Genomic DNA, 20,660 nt, shown 5'->3' with positions numbered 1-20,660 from the left:
TTAACCTCTGGGGTGATGTTGGCGATGGAGTTCTTTCAAGCGCTGTTGAGCGATATGGGTATAAATTTGGGTTGTAGACAGATCGGAATGCCCCAACAACAACTGCACCACGCGCAGATCGGCACCATGGTTCAGCAAGTGAGTCGCAAACGCGTGGCGTAAGGTATGCGGCGACAAGTGTTTGTCAATTCCGGCCAGCTTGGCGTAACGCTTGATGATATGCCAAAAAGCCTGCCGTGTCATAGCGTCGCCGCGCGCGGTAACAAACAAATAGTCGCTTTGGCGGCCGCCCAGTAACGCTTGTCTGGCTCCCTTGATGTAACGTTCGGCCCAATCCAGGGCTTCCTCGCCGATTGGGACTAGGCGCTCTTTATCGCCCTTGCCGACCACTCGCAAACACCCTTGGCGAAAATTGATCTGTGAAAAACTCAGTCCAACCAATTCCGATACCCGCAACCCGGTTGCGTACAGCACTTCCAGCATGGTTCTGTCTCTAAAACCCAAATTGCTGCTGATTTCCGGAGCCTCCAGCAATGTTTCGACATCGCTCTCGGACAGCGAACCCGGCAAATATCGGCCTAATTGCGGCGCATCTACCAGTTGGGTAGGGTCGACGACGATTTTTGCCTCTCGTAGCAAATAACCGTAAAACCGTTTCAAACAGGATAACTTGCGCGCCGAGGAGCGGCTGGAAGTACCAAGTTGCCGCAGGTGGGCCAAAAACCCTTTGATATCCGATTCGTCTGCGGCCGGCAACTCTTTATGCTTCAGCCAGGCAGAAAATTGCTTCAAATCGCTGCCGTAGGCGGCGAGCGTGTTATCGCTTAACCCGAATTCCAGCCAAAGCGTATTTAAAAAAACTTCTATGGACTGACTCGAATTCATGCTTCCGAATCGCGCAAACGGCGCTCGTAGTCCAGCAACTGCCTTTTCAACTGAACGAACTCGCCTTCGATCTGGCCCATGAAGCCGCCAATACCTTGGCTTGCGACAACACGATGGCAAGGAATGATTCCGGCGTAAGGGTTACGTTTGCAACCAGCAGCAACAGCGCGCGGAGCCGAATCCAAGCATTTCGCCAATTCAGCATAAGTCAACGTCCGCCCGACCGGTATTGCCAACAACGCGTTCCAGACCTTTTTGCTGAATTCGCTACCCTGAGTTAGCAGCTTAAGTTGCAAACCAGTATTATCCGGATCCAGTAGATATTGCCGAACATGTAGCGCCAGATCAGGCAGATCCCCCTCCGCCGGAAGTGCCTGCATCCGCCAGGAGGCGTCGACGATGACCGACCCGCGCAAGGTCAATAACAATTCAACACCAAATACCGGCACCCCAATTGTGTGCGGTTCGGCATCCGCTGTTGGCTGCCAAACAATATGCAAGGTCATGGATTATTCAAAATGAGCGGCAAAAAAAAGGCGGCCTGATAGCCGCCTTTTTCGGAGCCGATCCGATTGCTGCCAATCGGATAGCAACGGCTTAAGAAAGTCTTTCTTTAATCCGGGCGGCTTTACCGGCCAGATCGCGCAGATAATACAACTTGGCACGGCGCACATCACCACGGCGCTTGACTTCGATGCTGCCAACCGCAGGGCTGTGGGTCTGAAACACACGCTCAACACCAACGCCGTGGGAAATTTTTCTGACGGTAAATGCGGAATTCAAACCGCGATTACGCTTGGCGATAACGATGCCTTCGAAAGCCTGCAGCCGCTCGCGGCTACCTTCGGTCACTCTGACTTGAACAACCACAGTATCGCCCGGACCGAATTCAGGGACGTCTTTTTTCAGCTGTTCCGCTTCCAATTCTTCGATAATTTTACTCATAACCACACCCTATTTAACAACTTCGTTTCTAAATTCTTTCAGCAAGGCGTCCTGCTCTGCACTTAATTCGCGTTTTTCCAGTAAATCCGGCCGTCGCAACCAGGTTCTACCCAAGGCTTGCTTCATTCGCCAGCGGCGGATCGCCGCATGATTACCGCCCAACAAGACCTCGGGAACATTGCCGAGTTCACTACGCTCAGGCCGCGTGTAATGCGGGCAATCCAATAAGCCGTCGGCATGGGAATCCTGTTTAGCCGACTCCTCGTCGCCCAGCACCCCCGGTATCAAGCGGCTGATCGCGTCTATTACAATTAAAGCTGCAAGTTCGCCGCCGCTGATCACATAGTCGCCCAACGACCACTCGTCATCGCAAGCATGTTCGATAAATCGTTCGTCGATACCTTCATATCGTCCGGCAATCAGAATCAGACGCCGGCTGGTGCTGGCATCCTGCAACAGGGCCTGTGTGATCAATCGCCCTTGCGGGCTCAAATACACAACTTTGGCTCCATCCGGCTGCTGACTCCGTTTTGCGTCGTTTACAGCATCCAATAAAGGCTGGTACTTCATTACCATGCCGGGCCCGCCGCCGTACGGCCTGTCATCTACCGTTTTGTGCCGGTCGTGCGCGTAATCGCGCGGATTCCAGACCGATAAACCGACCAAACCTTTTTCTATCGCTTTCCCGGTTACGCCATAACCTGCCGCTCCGGAGACCATCTCCGGAAAAAGGCTGACCACATCGAAATGCATATCCGCCTAAAAATCCGGATCCCAATCGGCGACGATCAACCCGGCAACCAAGTCGACTTTCAAAATCGTGCTGGGCTGCAAAAACGGTATCAAACGTTCAGTCTCGCCGTCGACAACGACCAAGACATCGTTGGCTCCGGTCTCCAGCAAATGATCGACGGTACCTAGCTTGCAACCTGCTTGGTTCTCTACTAACAGGCCTATCAAATCGGCCCAGTAGAATTCACCCGCCTCAGGCTTGGGCAATTGCTGCTTGCGAATCAGAATTTCCGCACCCATCCACTCGGCGGCAGCATCTCTGTCGCCAATATTTTCAAGCTGGGCAACAATCAAATTGCCTTGTCGGCGACCACCAACAACTTTCAATTCATGGCGCTGGCCGTGTTTTTGTAACAGCCATGGCGAATATTTCAGGATATTTTCGCGGGGATCGGTAAAAGAAAACACTTTTACCCAGCCCTTTACACCAAAAACGCCGGATACTTGTCCGACGTTCAGATACTCCCCTGCCTGCAAAACTAAGCGTTACGCGGCAGCTTTAGCAGCGTCTTTGATCAGTCTGGCAACACGGTCGGTCGGCTGAGCACCGTTGGCTTTCCAATATTGAACGCGTTCAGCATCCAACACCAGACGCTGCTCCGCACCACGTGCCAGCGGGTTAAAAAAACCGACCCGCTCAATGTAGCGACCGTCGCGGCTGCTTCTGCTGTCGGTTACGACAACATGATAAAAAGGACGATTCTTTGCGCCGCCTCTGGACAAACGAATGCTTACCATTTGAATACCTTAAAAAACATTGAATCAAAAAATTTAATCAAACTATTCTACGCGATTTTGCGAATAAGTGAAGGACAAATTGCGCCGATCACATTCTCAGGCCGCGCATATTACTCTTCAAGCCGCGCATCATGTTAGCGATATTGCCTTTGCTGAACTTCTTCATCATCTTTTCCATCATCTGATGTTGTTTCAACACCCGATTTACCGCTTGTAAATCAAGGCCGCAACCGTCGGCAATACGTTGCTTGCGACTACCCTTGATCAAATCGGGAAACCGCCGCTCCTGCTTGGTCATCGAATTGATCACGGCAATCTGATGCGCCAAATCCTTGTCATTGACCTTTTCCCTAATATCTTTCGGCACATTGTTCATACCAGGCAACTTATCCATCATCGCCCCCAGACCGCCCATGTTTTGCATCTGCAACAACTGCTCCTTCAAATCATCCAAATCGAAGCTTTTACCTTTTTGCAGTTTCTTGGCTAATTGCTCGGCTTTTTTCTTGTCGACTTTTTGTTCAATATCCTCGATCAGCGACAACACGTCGCCCATACCCAAGATACGGGACGCCAGCCGGTCCGGATAAAACGGCTCCAACGCATCGGTTTTTTCGCCGACACCGATGAATTTGATCGGCTTACCGGTAATTTGACGAATGGACAATGCCGCACCGCCGCGGGCGTCGCCATCGGCTTTGGTCAGGATCACACCGGTCAACGGCAGCGCGTCGTGAAAGGCTTTGGCGGTATTGGCGGCATCCTGGCCGGTCATACTGTCAACGACAAACAAGGTTTCGATCGGCTTGATCGCGGCATGCAAGGCCTTGATCTCGGCCATCATCTCGTCGTCGACATGCAGCCGGCCGGCGGTGTCGACGATTAGTACGTCGACGAATTGGCGTCTGGCCGCATCAAGCGCCCGATTGACGATATCGACCGGATTCTCGCTGGCATCGCTCTCGAAAAACTTCAGACCGATGTCGTCAGCCAGGGTTTGTAATTGTTTGATTGCTGCGGGCCGGTAGACGTCGACACTGACCACACCGACTTTTTTCTTTTTCTTCTCTTTCAGATGCCGGCCCAGCTTGGCGACCGTCGTGGTTTTACCGGCACCCTGCAAGCCCGCCATCAACACGATGGCCGGCGGATTGGTACGCAGATTCAACTCTTCGTTGGCCGCACCCATCACATTTATCAGCTCCGATTGCACCACCTTGATCAGAGCCTGACCCGGCGTCAAACTGGTTTGCACTTCCTGGCCGAGCGCGCGCTGAGTAACTTGCTCGATAAAGTCGGTCACCACCGGCAGCGCGACATCCGCCTCCAGCAAAGCCATCCGCACCTCGCGCATGGTCTCCTGAATATTGCTCTCGGTCAGACGGCCTTGGCCTTTTATTTTTTTAAGTGTGCCACTCAGGCGATCGGATAAATTATCGAACATAGATACGTCTTGTTTAGCTGGTTAATTACGACTCGTTCCGGCTCAAGCGGAGTTAGAACAATACTCGGGCTTAGTTTAACATAAGGCCTACGCAACGCCTTTTGATAATTCTGCCCCGCCACTCCAATGAATATCGCAATTCTCGGCATCCTATCGGTTTTATGCTATTTGGCCGCGGCCACTTTCATCGCGAAGGACCTTTTCGCCGGACAGGAGCGCCGCCCGGTGCCTATCCGCCTGGCCTGGATCGGCGCCGCATTGCATGCCGCTTACGCCGGGACCATCTTCCTTGGCGAACAACCTTTCAACTTCAGTTTCTTTAACGCAGCGACCCTGGTAGCGCTAGTCATCTCGTGGTTTCTACTGTGCGCCGCACTGGACAAGCCGGTCGAAAAACTCGGCGTCGCGGTATTCCCTCTGGCGGCGACATTGATCGGCCTGGATATGATTTTTCCGGAAACCAACCATCCGCTGGTTACGCATAGTTGGCAGATGAGCGTCCACATTCTGACTTCCATCGTCGCGTTCAGTTTGTTGAATATCGCGGCAATTCAGGCCATCTTGCTGGCGATTCAAGACCAACAACTGCGCAGCCACCAGCCAAAAAGACTAATGCTGGCGCTGCCACCGCTACAAGCGATGGAAACCTTGTTATTTCAAATGATCGGCACAGGATTGGTGTTTTTAACCGCGGCGCTGATTAGCGGTTTCATTTTTATCGAAGACATCTTCGCGCAGCATCTGGCCCACAAGACAGTCCTGTCGATTTGCGCTTGGTTGATTTTTTCCGGGTTGTTGGTCGGGCGACTGCGGTACGGCTGGCGTGGCAGTACCGCAATCCAATGGACGCTGATTGGCTTTGTGCTGCTGCTCTTGGCGTATTTCGGCAGCAAACTGGTATTGGAATTGATCTTGAAAAGAACCTGAGCGCCGCGAACACGCATCAAACGTAAGTATCGATTTTGCCGGCAGCAGCGGTAGCGGCCGAATCAATCAGCTTCAGCGCGGCCTCTCCCTGGGCGGCTTCGACTTCCTGGCCTTTTTTGACGACAGCCACCGCCAACTCTTGCTTATTCGATGCCTGCTGCAACACCGCTGCCAGCAGACTGGATGAATTAATACCGGATATCGAATCAGCCATCGCACACCTCCAGAACAAAAGATAGCACTGCCAAGCTTATCGCCCGACAACGCGAAATCTTTAGCCCTAACCCGCCGTTTTCTGCTCCGACAGGTGCCGCTTCAAAGCCAACGCCGCAGCGTAATCCGGTTTTTGCTGCAAAATGTAATCCAGCATCATATCCGCCCCATCGTAAATCCGGCATTCGCCGTACAACGCCGCCAATTTCATCTGTACCAGTACGTCTTGCGGGAACTGTCCGATATACGCCGCGTACGAATCGATAGCCGCAACCATGTCCTGCTGCAACCGTTGAATTTCGGCGTAGAACGGCAAATACACCGGATTCAATTGCGACAAGCACTCCAAAGCCAATCTGGCCGTTTGCCCGTCGTCGTGACTGACGCCGATCGCGGCAATTCTGGCCAAAGCTTCCTCCAGCAAGGCATCCCCCAAATCGACCACCCGCTGGTAAGCGTCCAACGCATCTTCCGGGCACTCCTGCAATTCGGCCAGATAGCCCTCGACCAAAAAGCGGTAACAATTTGCCGCCTGCTGTTGCTCGTGCTTATCCAGTGCGGCAAGCAAATCTCGCAGTTCTGCCGTTTTGCGATGTTTGAACAGCAAACCGGCCCGATGCTTTACCGCAGCCAGATTGCTGTGGCTCTTGGCTCGAGCCATGTGCTTGGTATTGCGATCGGTCAAGACGTCCGCATAACGCCGCTCCATCTCGGCAAATTCAGCAGCGAACCCGGCCGGTAACGATTCTTCGCCGAATTTTCGCCGCCACAATTTGACTCGGCCGTAACTGCGGTCTGTTTCCGCCTGGGCAAGCAGCTGAGCAAAATCGGGCTGCGGCATTTGCTCTTGCCGACGCGCAGAAACACGATCGATCGCTGCATCGATCAAAGCCAACAACTTATTGGCGCCTTCGGCATAGGCATCGTAATAAACGTTGCCCAATTGGCGGGCTTCCTCGGCGCTCCATTCTGCATCGTCGAACGGCTTGGTCAATTTGATGAAACTGCGAATACCGAATTTTTTGACCAGCCGGCTGTATTGCCGATATTCGCGCTTAAATTTTTTCTCGATTTGGTCGAGGTTTTTCTTGTCTTTAAAACTGACGACCGTACCCTCGCTCCGATACATCGCGTCATTAATTTGGCGGGCGTTAGCAGACAGTTTGGCAATCGCTTTGACTTGGTGTTGCGCGCGTTTCAATTCGGCATGAACCTGTTCGAGATCCTGGCATCCGCCGCTCGCCGATGACAGCCGTGCCGCCAGAATGGAATCCACGTCGACTGGTTCTGAGTCCAGCAGCAACGACGCCGCCGGCAGATATTCCACCGCTTCGATTTTTGCGGCGCCCTCGGCCAGGTTGACGATGCGACAACCGGCACGGCTCAGCAACTGGGTCTGCCGTCCCAACGACTTGATCGCTTGGGCAAAATCGCAACTGGTTGGCGCCAGATAACCACCATTGGTCTCGACTTGCAATGAGGTCAGATTGAACCGCGGCCCAGCCAATTGTTCGTCGCTGCCTTTGGCGTGAGTAAAGCCCTCGCGGGTAAAACACAGGTCGACGCCGCACAAGATAATGCGACTGAAACCGAATTCGTAGGCCATGTTCAAGGCCGTATTGGTCACGGTAGGACCGGCGCTGCTCAGGTTTTTGATATTCAAGTCGCTCTGCCAGGGCAATCGAGCCCCCAGATAGAGCATGGTGCCCGGCCATTGACTGACCAACGTCGGCACAGTGTGGTAAGAACAGACAAAAACGGTTTTTTCGCTGAAGTTCAGCATTTCCTTGCTGATATCGAAACTTAAATCGGTGGGGTCGACGGAAAACACGAAGTCCGGTTCGATACCGGCGGCCAGCAATTGCCTGGAAATGCGGGAGACGGCAAATACCACGCACTGCTGCCGATGCTGAATTACCCAGGGCAAAGCCTGATCGAGCGACGGCCCGCCGGCAAGAATTGCCACCGTTTTGCCGCTGAACGCCTTTGCCAATAATTTGGCCGGCAACCGGTTGTCGGCTGCATTGGCGATTTGCCGGGCAATAAACGCTTCCGACCCCAATTCGGCGCTATACCGCCAGTTCAATTGCGACAGAACCTCGGCGACGTGCCAACTCAACTCGGCGTATTCGTCGATAAAATCGTCCTGTGCGCACAACGCATTGACCGATTTCACCGCATCGATATAAAAATAATCGGCGGCTTTGAATTTTTGCAGGGTCTGCGGCCACTCGCCGGGACCGACGCAAACGATACGTTCGTCTGTCTCCCCAAGCAAGTCATGGCTGAGCAAGGCCTGCAATACCCGATCCGGCTCGATAAAAATATATCGGGTACCCTTCGGCAAAGTCTTGCCGCGCAAATACTGCAACAACATGCCGGAATCGGTACCGACAACGATGTTCAGCTCGTCTTCCCTGAACAACAGATCGCCGAACTTGGTCTCGAACAACGCCGCCGCGCCGAGCTTATCGAACGCGTGGCGATTCAGATTGAAAAAGTAGCGGTCGCCGAACGCGTTCGTCGTTAACGGCCCCAGCGCTTGTTCATCCGCCAAATCGATCGTTTCTGTCATACCTCGCGCCTGGTAGCCCGGTTTATTGCAATAGTTTCAAGACCCCTTGCGAGACCTGATTCGCCTGCGCCAACATCGCCGTGCCGGCTTGTTGCAGGATCTGGCTGCGGGTCAGATTCGAAGTTTCCGAAGCGAAGTCGGCATCCATGATTCTGGACCGCGCCGCACTTTGGTTCTCGATAGACGATTGTAGATTAGCAATCGTGGTCGTGAAACGGTTTTGAATCGCACCGAGGTTGGAACGGAAGATATCGATCTTCTCGATCGCGGTATCGATCGCATCGATCGCGGACCGCACGAACGTGGAAGTCGCAGCGCTACCGATCGAGCGGTTGGTGCCGAACAGTTCGTTGATGCCGGACATACTCAACAAATTGGATACCGTCACCGAAATCTGGTTATCCGAGGCGGTGTTGGCACCGATTTGGAAGTTCGCGCCTTGCAACGAGCCGTTCAGGATTTTCTTACCGTTGAACTCGGTGTTGGTGATAATCCGCTGCAACTCGTCGCCCAACTGGGCAAACTCGGTTTGCAGTTTTTGCCGGTCGCCATTGCTGACCGCCGCCCGGTTCGCTGCCTGAATCGCCAAATCGCGCATCCGTTGCAAGGTTTCGGTCAGGGTTCCCATACCGGCCTCGGCCGTTTGCGCCATGGAAATACCGTCGTTGGCGTTGCGCATGGCAACCGTCATACCGCGGATCTGCGAAGTCATCCGGTCGGCAATCGCCAAACCGGCCGCGTCGTCTTTCGCGCTGTTGACCCGCATGCCTGAAGACAAGCGCTCCATGGACGTTTGCAGACTTTCGTTAGTCCGGCTCAGATATTTCTGGCTGTTCAATGAAGCGATATTCGTATTGATGACCATTGGTGATGGCATGATCGTTCTCCCGATAAATCTCTAATGAGTTTGGCATTATTGCCGCCTACCCGGATCATTCACTTTCCATGCCATATAACTTTTACATAAAAATAACAACAACTTACATAAAAACAAAAAATATTTCATCCGCCGAAGCCTGGCAAAGGCGCAATTTATTGCCGCCCCGGCACGGATTTCCAGTCAGATTCTTGACGCCGCGCAGCCGGCAATCATTTGCCCGAACACCGTCGCAACGCCACCATCAATCGCCGTTGGGCAAACGGCGCCGTACCAGATCCGCCATTGCTGCCGCTTGCGGCTGGCTGCTGGATTGCAATCCTGCGATTACCCCGAGCCGATTGGCGATGGGCTGGTTTTGACTGACTTTCCACTTCCCCTCCAAACGCTCGACGGCAATTTCGATACCGATAATCTGGTTCAGCAAATTGCCAGTAAATTCGGCCGGCGCATCGGCCAAAGCCCACGGCGAGGCCAGACCGGCCTCCTGTACGTCGGTCATCTCCGCCAAGTGTCGATACAACCAAGCGGCATCTTCTACCACCCGCAGCCGGCCATGAGCATGCACGACGGCGTAATTCCAGGTCGGCACAACTTTGCCATGCTCGCGCGTGCCGACGTACCAGGTTGGCGAAATGTAAGCGTTGGGGCCTTGGAACACCGCCGACGCCGGCCGGCGTCGGTCGTATTCGCGCCAAACCGGATTGTTGCGGGCGACATGACCATGCAACACGCCTTGCTCAGAGCCGTCATCGCGCCAAAGCAACGGCAGGTGATTGATTTCCGTTCCCGTTGAAGTCGGTGTAATCAGGCATGCCAACGGGTAGTCCCGCATCAATGCCTGGAGAAGCTGTGGGTCGTGCTCTTGAAACTGAACGGGGCTGTACATGTTGAAAACTACCAATAACCGGTTTTGAAGTTATTCCGCCAGCAGCGCCGGGGCGATAGCAGCTGACTTTAACACGTTAGTCAAGATTGGCACATGGGCGGCGAATCGTTAGAATTCCGGCGACGGTCGGCATTCGCGCCCCACCGTCAGCTAGTTCACTCGACCACTAAAGCGGCGCAGCTAACCAGCTGCCGCCGGCCAAGTCTGTTTCACGTTTAGGATCTAATCAATGAAATGTCCAGCACTCTTAACCGCAATCGCGGTCATCCTGACCGGCTGCGCGGCGGTCGAAACGCCAGCGCCCGCCGAAACCCTGGCGCCGATTCCCGACTTTAAACCTGCGCCCCCTCAGACCAAGACCCAGCCGGCAGAGAAAACCGGTGCGGTCGATGTCTATCTATTACCGCTAGACGATTTCTCCGGCGATTACGCCGCACAAATGGCTAAAACGTTAACCAAAGAGTTCGGCATTCGGGTCAAGGCCACTCTGCCGTTGGGTAGCTTAGGCTTGCAAGCCTTTCCCGGCACGCAACAATTCGCCGCGCAAGACATCTTCGAACAAGCCGGTACGGTGATGCGACGCTTGCCGGAAGGCGGCAAGCACACCCATTTTGTGTTCCTAACCAACCGCGACATCAACGCTCGTGACCGCAATTTTCGTTTTCAATTTTCCTTCCACGACCGCGATTGCCGCTGCTCGGTCGTTTCTGCCGCACGCATGCACCAACCGGGAGATACCACGACCAGCCCGGCAGTCGAGACCCGCTTTATGAAAATGACCAAGCGCGCGATCGGCGAAATGGATTTTGGCTGGACCCGCTCTACCGACATCAAAGACCTGATGTATTCGCCGATTATGAGCCTGGACGATTTGGACGAACTCGGCAACCGCCATCCACCGATCCGCTCCCGCTAACCGCGTTGACTATTGAAGGCTGGCGACCAGCAGCCGGACTCGGGCACGCCAAAACGGAGCCGGCCGCGATGGAAGTCGCCAAAACCTTGACGGACCGATATCGCCGCTGCGAACAATGCGTCACCGAGCGAACAAAACCCCGGACCTGCCGTCTCCCCGGCCAGCTAAAGACGGGCCACTCGTATCGCCGAAGCGGCCACAAGCGCCGTCAAATGCTTTATGATGGGCCGAGACTCGTTCGGCCACAATCAGAATAACAATGAACAGCACCGCACAAACCGCCAGCCAATCTTCGATTTCTCCCGTCATTCCGTTCGCCGCCACCCTGTTCGCCAGCGCCACGTTAATGTTCGTGCTGCAGCCGATGTTCGGCAAAATTCTGCTGCCCTTGCTGGGCGGTACGCCGGCGGTGTGGAATACCTGCATGGTGTTTTACCAGACCCTGCTGTTCCTCGGCTATCTGTATGCCGATTGGCTCAGTTCGCGTTTCGGCAGCCAGCGCCAGTTGCAAATCCATACCGCGCTGCTGATTTTCAGCGCGATCGCGTTACCGGTAGCGTTGCCGGCAGACGCGACGCCGCCCACCGCCGGCAATCCGACGCTATGGCTGGTTTGGACTTTGTTTCTAGCCATCGGCCTGCCCTTCTTCGTGGTGTCGACCACAGCGCCGTTGCTGCAAAAATGGTTCTCGCACAGCGGCCATCACAGCAGCGGCGATCCCTACTATTTATACGCCGCCAGCAACGCCGGCAGCCTGTTGGCGCTATTGAGCTACCCGTTTTTGATCGAACCCAATTTGGGCCTGACGACGCAACGGCTGGCCTGGAGTGGTGCTTACGTCGGCTTGTGCCTGCTGATTCTGGTTTGCGGCATCAGTTTTTGGCGGAATCAGGCCGATAAGGCCGACGACGAGGTCTTGACCGACGCCGGCATTGAACCGCCCACGACGCTGCAACAACTGCATTGGCTGGCCTTGGCTTTCGTGCCGTCCAGTTTATTGCTCGGCTTGACTCAGTTCATCAGTACCGACATCGCCGCAGTACCGTTGTTGTGGATCGTGCCGCTGACCTTGTACCTGCTGACCTTCATTCTGGTGTTCGGCACCTGGGCCGACCGGCTCCGGCCGTGGATGCTGGCCGCGCAACCGGCGGTATTGACGGTATTCATCGCCTATTCCTTCATCAATCCGGCCACGCTGCCTTATTGGCTGGACCTGATTCTGCACCTGATCGCGTTTTTCCTGGCGGTAATGGTTTGCCACGGCGAATTGGCGAAAAGCCGGCCGCATCCGCAATATCTGACCCGTTTTTATCTGGTGATGTCGTTCGCCGGCATGTTGGGCGGACTGTTCAATACCTTCGTCGCCCCGTTCGTGTTCAACTCGGTCTACGAATACCCGATCATGATCGTCGCGGCACTGTTGTTGCGTCCCGGCTTTTTCGACGGCAAATGGTTTCTGCAGCCGATTTTCCCGGCCGTGGTGCTGGCGGTCGGCCTGATCGTTTATTTCAGCAGCCGCGAATTGTTCGATTATCTGGATCTGATCGGCGGCGCCCTGATCCTGCTGGCCGGCGTCAGTTACGCACTGCGCCATAGCCCGATCGCGCTGGGCTCGCTGACCGGCGTGTTGCTGCTGTTTACGCTGGGCCTGCACAGCATGGCCTCCAACACCCTGTACCAGGAACGCAGCTTTTTCGGCGTAATGTCGGTGCGCGACACCGTGATCCCGGACGAAAACCAGAAGCCGGAAACCGTGCACGAGCTGTACCACGGCACCACTAAACACGGCGCACAACGCCTGACCCCCGGCAACCTGACGACACCGTTGACCTACTACAGCAAACCCGGCCCGATCGGCCAGGTGTTCGCCGAGTTCGACGCCGAAAACCAGCATTGGCATATCGGCGCGGTCGGCTTGGGCGCCGGTGCGTTGGCCTGCTATTTCAAACCCGGCCAGCAATGGACGTTTTACGAAATCGACCCGCTGGTGGTCGAGGTGGCGCAAAATCCGAAATGGTTCAGCTACCTGAGCCGCTGCAACCCGCAAGCCGAAATGGTGGTCGGCGACGCCCGCCTGTCGCTGACCAAAGCCGCCGACCGCAGTTTCGACTTGCTGGTGATGGACGCCTTCAGCTCGGATGCGGTGCCGACCCATCTGCTGACCCGCGAGGCCTTGCAGCTATACTTCGCCAAGCTGAAAGACGACGGCCTGCTGGCGTTTCACATCACCAACCGCCACCTGGCTTTGAAAAAAGTCATGGCCGACCACGTCAACCAGTTGCATCTGGCGGCCTTGCTGCAGGAATTTAAACCGGAAACCGATGTCCCTCTGGTGGTCGCTACCGACTGGGTGGTGATCGCCAAGAATCCGGAGCGCCTGCAACGTCTGCAGCAAAGCCGGCTCGGCCACTGGCAAAAATTACCGTTGACCTTCGGTCTGCAACCCTGGACCGACGACTTCACCCATATTATTGGAATCTGGAAATAGGAAACGACATGCTGATTAAGGATCTGGCCCAACACTGCGACGCCACCGTACACGGCGGCGACGCGTCGGTCTTCATCAACTCCGCCGCCGACATCATGTCTGCCCACGCCCATCAGGTGACGGTGTTGAGCGACGGCAAATACAAAAAGTACTTGAAAGACACCCAAGCCTCCGCTTGCTTTATCAGCGAAGCCTTGATCGACAGCGATATCCCGGAAAATCTGGCCCTGTTGGTGTGCAAGGACCCGGAAATCAGCTTCTTGAATGCGGTGAAGGCACTGCACCCGGAACCGGCGCTGAAACGCCAGGTGTCCGAACATGCGGTACTGGCCGACACCTCGACGTTGGGCTACGACGTCCACGTCGGCCCTTTCGCCACGATCGGCCAGCACAGCAGCATCGGCGACAGCAGCACCATCGAAGCCGGCGCCCGCATCGGCAACCACGTTTCGATCGGCAAACACTGCCACATTCACCCGAATTCGGTGATTTACGACCGCAGCGTGATCGGCAACAACGTCATCATCCATGCCGGCGCGGTCATCGGTGCCGACGGCTTCGGTTACAAATTCCGCGACAACCAGCACGTCAAAGTGCCGCACGTCGGCCACGTCGAAATCGCGGATAACGTCGAAATCGGCGCCAACACCTGTATCGACCGCGGCGCGCTGGGCGCGACCAAAATCGGCGCCGGCAGCAAGATCGACAATCTGGTGCAGCTGGGCCACAACAATATCGTCGGCCGCAACGTCATCATCTGCGGCCAGTCCGGCATCTCCGGTTCCTGCACCATCGAGGACGGCGCGATTTTGGCCGGCAGCACCGGCGTCGCCGACCACGTCAAGATCGGCTCCCGTGCCGTGGTCATGGCGCGCAGCGGCATCTCGGCCGATGTCGATCCGGGCGCACAAGTGTTCGGCAGCCCGGCCAAGGATCGTAAAGTGGCGTGGCGGGAATTGGCGGCGCTGGCCAAACTGCCGGAACTGTTGCAGAAATTCAAGGCGCTGGAAGCCCGGATCGCCAAACTGGAAGAATAAAGCCAACCAACACAGGAGCAGACGACCATGAACGATAAACAACGCGTCGCCCACTACGCGGCTCAGCAAGTGCAAAACGGCATGATCGTCGGCCTCGGCACCGGCTCCACCGCCAATTTTTTCATCGAAGAACTGGCGCGCCGACAGAACGAAGAAGGCTTGAAAGTCAAAGTCGTGTCCAGCTCGGTGGTCAGCGCCAATAAGGCCAAACAGCTAGGTCTGTCATTACTGGGCATGGAACATATCGATGGGCTGGATTTATACGTCGACGGCGCCGATGAAGTCGCGCCGGACCTGACGCTGTTGAAAGGCCGCGGCTACGATCTGGTACGGGAAAAATTGCTGGCCAAAGCCGCCGACTCGTTTTTAGTGTTGATCGACGCCAGCAAACGGGTAAAACGGATCGGCGAAAACTTCCCGATTCCGATCGAAGTCAGCCCGTTCGCCTGGCGTTTGGTGCAACGCAGCGTCGCTGCGATCGGCGGCCACGGCAACTTGCGGCAGACCCCGAACCAGGACGGCCTGGTGGTGACATCGCACGGTAGTCTGGTATTGGATGTGGCTTTCGAACCCAATCTGGACGGCAAAACCCTGAACGAACGCCTGAACGCCATCCCCGGCATCGTCGAACACGGCATTTTCAGCGGCCTGACCCGCGCGGTGTTTTGCGGCCACGACGGTAAAATCGATGAGCAGTGGGCTTAACCGAGCGGCGAATTTCTCCCTTACCAGAGCCCTTAGCCGGAGCCGACTTTGCCCCACTGCTTTTGGGGTAGATAGGGCCTGAAAACTTGGTTCATAATCGGCCAATTGCGGTTTCAACCAAAAACCGCTCCCAATTTCAACGACCGTTGGTCTTGAAAACCCGGCGCCCGCCAACGCAGCGCCACCCGGACTTGGCTCCGGTTCCTACAGGCCGAAATCGAGAGGAGAATCGCATGTCACAATTAGAAAAAAACCAGGAAGCGCCCTTCTTCCGCGCCGTCAACCAACACAATAAACCGGTTTATCTGGCCGACTATCAGGGCGAAAAGAACATCGTGCTGTATTTCTATCCGAAAGACGACACGCCGGGCTGCACCATAGAAGCCAACGACTTTACCGGCCTGGCCGACGAATTCGCGGCGCTGGATACCGTCGTGATCGGCGTCAGCAAAGACGATTGCGAAAGTCACCGCGCCTTCATCGCCAAATACGGCCTGAACGTACAACTGCTGGCCGACACCGACGGCACCTTGTGCGACAGTTACGGCACTTGGCAGGAAGTGGAAAAGGACGGCGTCAAAAAATGGAAAATCGTTCGCTCCACTTTCATTATCGATAAAGACGGCAAGCTGGTGGAAGCCATGTACGGCGTCAGCCACGAAGGCCACGCCCAAGCGGTGCTGGATATCGTCAAAGGTCTGGCGGCGGCATAACCCGGCTTTCCCCGGGTTGCGGCATGCGCCGGAACCCGGTTCCCGTTTTTTAATGTTCAAGCTGTCGGCCGCCGCCCGGCCGATAGCCTGCTCCCCCGTTCAAATCCCTCTGATCACCCTCCGACCTTGGCGGCCTCGAATTCGGCCGCGCGCACTGAGCTCCAATAGCAGAGCCGCATAACATCCGCCACTCGAATTCCGCTACCGCGGCGAGATACAAAATCCTTATATTTCCTTTATCCCGGCTTACGTCTTTTTTACGACATTTTTACCGGCCTATCTTTACCCTATCGCTACGCAATCGATCACGGCTGCAAAGCCGGCTTAAAGAGTGGAGGTAACGATGGACATCCTGTATTTACTGGTAGCGGCGACCTTCTTTGCCGCCACTGTCTTGTTAGTGGCGGGCTGCGATGCACTGAGGGGGCAAGTATGAGCTGGATTTATCTGTTAAGCGGCGGGCTGGCGTTGGCCGTGTTCGTCTATCTGTTGGTCGCGCTGTTTTACCCGGAGAAATTCTGATGAACGGACCAGGTTTTTTGCAAATCGCCATTTATCTGATCGCGCTGATTGCACTGGCCAAACCGCTGGGCAGTTATATGGCGCGGGTTTACCAAGACGAGTCGGTGGGCTTGAACCGCTGGTTCGCCGGCGTCGAGCGGCTGTGTTACCGTCTAAGCGGGGTCGATCCCGAGCAAGACATGCGCTGGCAGCAGTATGCCTGGGCGGTGCTGGCCTTCAATCTGTTCGGCTTGCTGGCCGTCTATTTGTTGCAGCGTTTTCAAGACGTGCTGCCATTGAATCCGCAAGCCTTGTCGGCAGTGACGCCGGATTCGGCTTTCAATACCGCAGTCAGCTTTGCCACCAATACCAATTGGCAAGGCTACGGCGGGGAAAGCACCATGAGCTATCTGACGCAAATGTTGGGACTGAGCGTACAAAACTTCCTGTCGGCGGCCAGCGGCATGGCGGTACTGGTCGCGTTGATTCGCGGCTTCACTCGCCGCAATGCCCAGGGCATCGGCAATTTCTGGGTCGATATGACCCGCAGCACCTTGTATATCCTGCTACCGTTGTCGTTCGTGTTGGCCCTGGTCCTGGTCGGCCAGGGCGTGGTGCAAACCTTCAACCCGTATCAGACCCTGAATACGCTGCAAGCCGTCAGCTACTCGGCGCCGAAGCTGGATGCGGATGGCACAGCCATGGTCGATGCCGAAGGCAAACCGGCCAGAGAAACCGTGCAGACTCGACAACAAACCCTGGCCTTAGGCCCGGCCGCCTCGCAAATCGCCATCAAGCAACTGGGCACCAACGGCGGCGGCTTCTTCAACGTCAACTCCGCCCATCCTTACGAAAACCCGACACCGCTCTCCAATTTCCTGGAAATGCTGGCGATTCTGTTGCTTCCGGCGGCCCTGTGTTACAGCTTCGGCGTCATGGTCGGCGACACCCGCCAGGGCTGGGCGATTCTGGCGGCGATGACCTTGGTGTTCGTCGCGTTGATCTTTGTCACAGTACCGGCCGAACAAAGCGGCAATCCGGCCTTGACGGGATTGGGTGTCGATCAAAGCGTTTCCGAACGGCAAGCCGGCGGCAATATGGAAGGCAAGGAAACCCGCTTCGGCATCGTCAATTCCGGATTGTGGGCGATAGCGACCACCGCCGCGTCCAACGGCTCGGTCAACTCGATGCACGACTCCTATACGCCGCTCGGCGGTTTGGCGCCGATGTGGCTGATGCAACTCGGCGAAGTCATTTTCGGCGGCGTCGGCTCCGGCTTGTACGGCATGATCGTGTTTGCCATCGTCGCCGTGTTCATCGCCGGCTTGATGATAGGCCGCACCCCCGAGTATCTCGGCAAAAAGATCGAAGCCTTCGAGATGAAAATGGCCGCCATCGTCATCTTGATCCCGCCCTTGATGGTACTGGGCGGCACGGCACTAAGTCTGATGCTGGACGCCGGCAAGGCCTCGATCTTCAATCCCGGTGCCCACGGCTTCAGCGAAGTGCTGTACGCCTGGTCATCGGCCGGCAACAACAACGGCAGCGCCTTTGGCGGCTTGTCGGCCAACGTGCCGTTTTATAACGTCTGGCTGGGCCTGGCGATGTTGTTCTCCCGCTATTGGCTGATGGTTCCGGTGCTGGCGATTGCCGGTTCCTTGGCGGCCAAAAAGACGGTACCGGTCGGTCCCGGCACGTTGCCGACGCATACACCTTTGTTTGCGGTGTTGCTGATCGTCACCGTGCTGATGGTCGGCGCGCTGACTTTCGTGCCGGCACTGGCTTTGGGCCCTATCGTCGAGCAGTTGCAAATGCTCGGTCACCATTAAATTCAGCCATGCGCCGGAAACAGCGGTTTTCGCTACCGCTCGAACCGCTTTATTCCGGCCTACAGAGCATTGATAGAGGTAACACTATGACCAGCAAACCCGTTTCAACGTCCTTGATGGACCCGCAAATCCTGCAACAAGCGATTATCGGTGCTTTTGCCAAACTGACGCCAAGCCGGCAATGGCAAAATCCGGTGATGTTCGTGGTTTATCTCGGCAGCATCCTGACAACCGTATTGTGGCTGCAAGCCTGGAACGGCGGCAGCGAGGAACCGGCCGGTTTCATTCTGGCGATTACGTTATGGCTGTGGTTTACCGTGCTGTTCGCCAATTTCGCCGAAGCCGTCGCCGAAGGCCGCAGCAAGGCCCAAGCCGCCTTTCTGCGTAGCGCCAAGCGCGACATCGCCGCTAAAAAGCTGGATGAAGCGAAATACGGCAGCAACTACAGCAAAGTCGCCGGCTCCAGTTTGCGCAAAGGCGACGTGGTGCTGATCGAAGCCGGCGACTTTGTACCCGGCGACGGCGACGTCATCGAAGGTGTGGCCTCGGTCGACGAAAGCGCGATTACCGGCGAATCGGCACCGGTGATCCGCGAGTCCGGCGGCGACTTCAGTTCGGTAACCGGCGGTACGCGGGTGTTGTCCGACTGGCTGGTGGTGCGTATTTCCACCAACCCCGGCGAAAGCTTTCTGGATCGGATGATCGGCATGGTGGAAGGGGCCAAGCGCCAGAAAACCCCGAACGAAATCGCCCTGACCATTTTGTTGGTGGCGTTGACGCTGGTGTTTTTAATGGCGGTCGTCAGCTTGCTACCGTTTTCCATTTACAGCGTGGAAACCGCCGGTAGCGGCAGTCCGATTAGCGTCACGGTATTGGTGGCCTTGCTGGTCTGCCTGATCCCGACCACCATCGGCGGCTTGCTATCGGCTATCGGCGTGGCCGGCATCGGCCGGATGATGCAGAAAAACGTCATCGCCACTTCAGGCCGTGCGGTCGAAGCCGCCGGCGACGTCGATGTGCTGCTGCTGGACAAAACCGGCACCATTACCTTAGGCAACCGCCAAGCCTCGGGCTTTTTCCCGGTCAAAGGTGTCTCCGACAAATCGTTAGCCGACGCCGCTCAGTTGGCATCTCTGGCTGACGAAACCCCGGAAGGCCGCAGCGTCGTAGTCTTGGCCAAACAAAAATACGGGCTGCGCGAACGCGACATCCATTCTCTGGGCGCCACCTTCGTCCATTTCAGCGCCCAAACCCGGATGAGCGGCGTGAATTTGCCGGGCGACCCCAACAAACCGGCCGAGCCGTGCCGACAAATCCGCAAGGGTGCGGCCGACTCCATCCGCCAGCACATCGAAACCCAAGGCGGCAAATGGCCGGCCGAACTGAAAACCCTGGTCGACGACGTGGCTCGCCGCGGCAGTACGCCGCTGGTGGTCGCGGAAGGCGACAAGGCTCTGGGTGTGATCGAGCTGAAAGATATCGTCAAGGGCGGCATCAAGGAGCGCTTCATCGAACTACGGCAAATGGGCATCAAGACCATTATGATTACCGGCGACAACCGACTGACAGCAGCGGCGATTGCCGCCGAAGCCGGCGTCGACGATTTTCTGGCCGAAGCCACTCCGGAGGCCAAGTTGGCCCTGATCCGCCAACACCAAGCCGACGGCCGCCTGGTGGCGATGACCGGCGACGGCACCAACGACGCGCCGGCCCTGGCGCAAGCCGACGTGGCGGTGGCGATGAACAGCGGCACCCAGGCCGCCAAGGAAGCCGGCAACATGGTCGATCTGGATTCCAATCCGACCAAGCTGATCGAAATCGTCGAAACCGGCAAGCAGATGCTGATGACGCGCGGCGCGCTGACCACCTTCAGCATCGCCAACGACGTCGCCAAGTATTTTGCGATCATTCCGGCCGCGTTTGCGACCACCTATCCGGTGTTAAACGTATTGAACGTGATGCAGCTGGCGACGCCGGCCAGTGCGATTCTGTCGGCGGTGATTTTCAATGCCTTGATCATCATCGCCCTGATCCCGCTGGCCTTGAAAGGCATCAAATACCGCCCGGTCGGCGCCGAGCAATTGCTGCACAACAACTTGTTGGTCTACGGCGTCGGCGGCTTGATCGTGCCGTTCATCGGCATCAAGGCGATCGATTTATTTTTGGTTGCGATGAATTGGGTGTAA

General features: G+C 56.2%; 20 protein-coding genes. 9 read left to right on the top strand and 11 right to left on the bottom strand.

Translation table 11 applies throughout. From position 1 onward, the window contains the following. The 7 genes from xerD to ffh form a co-directional block, all read right to left on the bottom strand. Window positions 1–885, bottom strand: a complete 885-nt coding sequence (gene xerD, locus C2U68_RS06690; protein WP_140911737.1) for a site-specific tyrosine recombinase XerD — start codon at window positions 883–885, stop codon at window positions 1–3. Continuing rightward, entirely contained in the window at window positions 882–1,391 is a 510-nt protein-coding gene (locus C2U68_RS06685; protein WP_140911736.1) for a methylated-DNA--[protein]-cysteine S-methyltransferase, read from the bottom strand. The genes xerD and C2U68_RS06685 overlap by 4 nt, the downstream gene beginning before the upstream one ends. Before the next feature lie 91 nt (window positions 1,392–1,482). Next, window positions 1,483–1,830, bottom strand: coding sequence for a 50S ribosomal protein L19 (gene rplS, locus C2U68_RS06680; protein WP_054759399.1), 348 nt, complete (start codon window positions 1,828–1,830; stop codon window positions 1,483–1,485). Window positions 1,831–1,839: 9 nt separating this feature from the next. Continuing rightward, window positions 1,840–2,583, bottom strand: a complete 744-nt coding sequence (gene trmD, locus C2U68_RS06675; protein WP_140911735.1) for a tRNA (guanosine(37)-N1)-methyltransferase TrmD — start codon at window positions 2,581–2,583, stop codon at window positions 1,840–1,842. Between the two features lie 6 nt (window positions 2,584–2,589). Beyond that, entirely contained in the window at window positions 2,590–3,099 is a 510-nt protein-coding gene (gene rimM / locus C2U68_RS06670; protein ID WP_186289516.1) for a ribosome maturation factor RimM, read from the bottom strand. A gap of 9 nt (window positions 3,100–3,108) precedes the next feature. Further along, entirely contained in the window at window positions 3,109–3,360 is a 252-nt protein-coding gene (rpsP, locus tag C2U68_RS06665) for a 30S ribosomal protein S16 (RefSeq protein ID WP_140911734.1), read from the bottom strand. 88 nt (window positions 3,361–3,448) lie between these two features. Then, window positions 3,449–4,804 (bottom strand): signal recognition particle protein, encoded by a 1,356-nt coding sequence (ffh, locus tag C2U68_RS06660; protein WP_140911733.1) that lies wholly within the window; start codon window positions 4,802–4,804, stop codon window positions 3,449–3,451. A 225-nt stretch (window positions 4,805–5,029) separates the two neighbouring features. Between ffh and C2U68_RS06655 the strand changes: the two genes are divergently transcribed. After that, window positions 5,030–5,731: a cytochrome c biogenesis protein CcsA gene (locus C2U68_RS06655; RefSeq protein ID WP_313901404.1), complete on the top strand. Its 702-nt coding sequence runs from the start codon at window positions 5,030–5,032 to the stop codon at window positions 5,729–5,731. 16 nt (window positions 5,732–5,747) lie between these two features. On the opposite strand, the gene C2U68_RS06650 is transcribed toward C2U68_RS06655, so the two are convergent. The 4 genes from C2U68_RS06650 to C2U68_RS06635 form a co-directional block, all read right to left on the bottom strand. Next, window positions 5,748–5,945, bottom strand: coding sequence for a hypothetical protein (locus C2U68_RS06650; RefSeq protein WP_140911731.1), 198 nt, complete (start codon window positions 5,943–5,945; stop codon window positions 5,748–5,750). Between the two features lie 66 nt (window positions 5,946–6,011). Continuing rightward, a complete protein-coding gene (locus tag C2U68_RS06645; protein WP_140911730.1) occupies window positions 6,012–8,519 on the bottom strand; it encodes a 6-hydroxymethylpterin diphosphokinase MptE-like protein in 2,508 nt (835 codons plus the stop codon). 22 nt (window positions 8,520–8,541) lie between these two features. After that, window positions 8,542–9,396 (bottom strand): flagellin, encoded by an 855-nt coding sequence (locus tag C2U68_RS06640; protein WP_278210844.1) that lies wholly within the window; start codon window positions 9,394–9,396, stop codon window positions 8,542–8,544. A gap of 244 nt (window positions 9,397–9,640) precedes the next feature. Continuing rightward, entirely contained in the window at window positions 9,641–10,285 is a 645-nt protein-coding gene (locus tag C2U68_RS06635) for an FMN-binding negative transcriptional regulator (protein ID WP_140911729.1), read from the bottom strand. Between the two features lie 229 nt (window positions 10,286–10,514). Here C2U68_RS06635 and C2U68_RS06630 point away from each other — a divergent pair, with 229 nt between their 5' ends. The 8 genes from C2U68_RS06630 (at window position 10,515) to kdpB (ending at window position 20,660) form a co-directional block, all read left to right on the top strand. After that, entirely contained in the window at window positions 10,515–11,201 is a 687-nt protein-coding gene (locus tag C2U68_RS06630; protein ID WP_140911728.1) for a hypothetical protein, read from the top strand. 259 nt (window positions 11,202–11,460) lie between these two features. After that, window positions 11,461–13,689 (top strand): fused MFS/spermidine synthase, encoded by a 2,229-nt coding sequence (locus C2U68_RS06625; protein ID WP_140911727.1) that lies wholly within the window; start codon window positions 11,461–11,463, stop codon window positions 13,687–13,689. 8 nt (window positions 13,690–13,697) lie between these two features. Continuing rightward, a complete protein-coding gene (lpxD, locus tag C2U68_RS06620) occupies window positions 13,698–14,726 on the top strand; it encodes a UDP-3-O-(3-hydroxymyristoyl)glucosamine N-acyltransferase (protein ID WP_140911726.1) in 1,029 nt (342 codons plus the stop codon). A gap of 27 nt (window positions 14,727–14,753) precedes the next feature. Beyond that, window positions 14,754–15,431 (top strand): ribose-5-phosphate isomerase RpiA, encoded by a 678-nt coding sequence (rpiA, locus tag C2U68_RS06615; RefSeq protein ID WP_140911725.1) that lies wholly within the window; start codon window positions 14,754–14,756, stop codon window positions 15,429–15,431. A gap of 233 nt (window positions 15,432–15,664) precedes the next feature. Next, on the top strand, window positions 15,665–16,144 hold the full coding sequence (locus C2U68_RS06610; RefSeq protein ID WP_140911724.1) for a peroxiredoxin: 480 nt from the start codon (window positions 15,665–15,667) through the stop codon (window positions 16,142–16,144). A gap of 432 nt (window positions 16,145–16,576) precedes the next feature. Continuing rightward, window positions 16,577–16,666, top strand: a complete 90-nt coding sequence (locus C2U68_RS06605) for a potassium-transporting ATPase subunit F (protein ID WP_140911723.1) — start codon at window positions 16,577–16,579, stop codon at window positions 16,664–16,666. Continuing rightward, window positions 16,666–18,474 (top strand): potassium-transporting ATPase subunit KdpA, encoded by a 1,809-nt coding sequence (gene kdpA, locus C2U68_RS06600; protein ID WP_140911722.1) that lies wholly within the window; start codon window positions 16,666–16,668, stop codon window positions 18,472–18,474. Before C2U68_RS06605 ends, kdpA begins: the two co-directional genes overlap by 1 nt. Before the next feature lie 86 nt (window positions 18,475–18,560). Next, a complete protein-coding gene (kdpB, locus tag C2U68_RS06595; protein ID WP_140911721.1) occupies window positions 18,561–20,660 on the top strand; it encodes a potassium-transporting ATPase subunit KdpB in 2,100 nt (699 codons plus the stop codon).

The sequence above is a fragment of the Methylomonas koyamae genome (assembly GCF_006483455.1).
GTDB lineage: Bacteria > Pseudomonadota > Gammaproteobacteria > Methylococcales > Methylomonadaceae > Methylomonas > Methylomonas koyamae_B.
This window is presented reverse-complemented; position numbering and strand designations above follow the sequence as displayed.

Excerpts from the sequence above, each read along its gene's own strand:
- xerD (WP_140911737.1), bottom strand. The coding sequence starts at position 885 with ATGAATTCGAGTCAGTCCATAGAAGTTTTTTTAAATACGCTTTGGCTG.
- C2U68_RS06685 (WP_140911736.1), bottom strand. The coding sequence starts at position 1,391 with ATGACCTTGCATATTGTTTGGCAGCCAACAGCGGATGCCGAACCGCAC.
- rplS (WP_054759399.1), bottom strand. The coding sequence starts at position 1,830 with ATGAGTAAAATTATCGAAGAATTGGAAGCGGAACAGCTGAAAAAAGAC.
- trmD (WP_140911735.1), bottom strand. The coding sequence starts at position 2,583 with ATGCATTTCGATGTGGTCAGCCTTTTTCCGGAGATGGTCTCCGGAGCG.
- rpsP (WP_140911734.1), bottom strand. The coding sequence starts at position 3,360 with ATGGTAAGCATTCGTTTGTCCAGAGGCGGCGCAAAGAATCGTCCTTTT.
- ffh (WP_140911733.1), bottom strand. The coding sequence starts at position 4,804 with ATGTTCGATAATTTATCCGATCGCCTGAGTGGCACACTTAAAAAAATA.
- C2U68_RS06650 (WP_140911731.1), bottom strand. The coding sequence starts at position 5,945 with ATGGCTGATTCGATATCCGGTATTAATTCATCCAGTCTGCTGGCAGCG.
- C2U68_RS06645 (WP_140911730.1), bottom strand. The coding sequence starts at position 8,519 with ATGACAGAAACGATCGATTTGGCGGATGAACAAGCGCTGGGGCCGTTA.
- C2U68_RS06640 (WP_278210844.1), bottom strand. The coding sequence starts at position 9,396 with ATGCCATCACCAATGGTCATCAATACGAATATCGCTTCATTGAACAGC.
- C2U68_RS06635 (WP_140911729.1), bottom strand. The coding sequence starts at position 10,285 with ATGTACAGCCCCGTTCAGTTTCAAGAGCACGACCCACAGCTTCTCCAG.
- C2U68_RS06630 (WP_140911728.1), top strand. The coding sequence starts at position 10,515 with ATGAAATGTCCAGCACTCTTAACCGCAATCGCGGTCATCCTGACCGGC.
- C2U68_RS06625 (WP_140911727.1), top strand. The coding sequence starts at position 11,461 with ATGAACAGCACCGCACAAACCGCCAGCCAATCTTCGATTTCTCCCGTC.
- lpxD (WP_140911726.1), top strand. The coding sequence starts at position 13,698 with ATGCTGATTAAGGATCTGGCCCAACACTGCGACGCCACCGTACACGGC.
- rpiA (WP_140911725.1), top strand. The coding sequence starts at position 14,754 with ATGAACGATAAACAACGCGTCGCCCACTACGCGGCTCAGCAAGTGCAA.
- C2U68_RS06610 (WP_140911724.1), top strand. The coding sequence starts at position 15,665 with ATGTCACAATTAGAAAAAAACCAGGAAGCGCCCTTCTTCCGCGCCGTC.
- C2U68_RS06605 (WP_140911723.1), top strand. The coding sequence starts at position 16,577 with ATGAGCTGGATTTATCTGTTAAGCGGCGGGCTGGCGTTGGCCGTGTTC.
- kdpA (WP_140911722.1), top strand. The coding sequence starts at position 16,666 with ATGAACGGACCAGGTTTTTTGCAAATCGCCATTTATCTGATCGCGCTG.
- kdpB (WP_140911721.1), top strand. The coding sequence starts at position 18,561 with ATGACCAGCAAACCCGTTTCAACGTCCTTGATGGACCCGCAAATCCTG.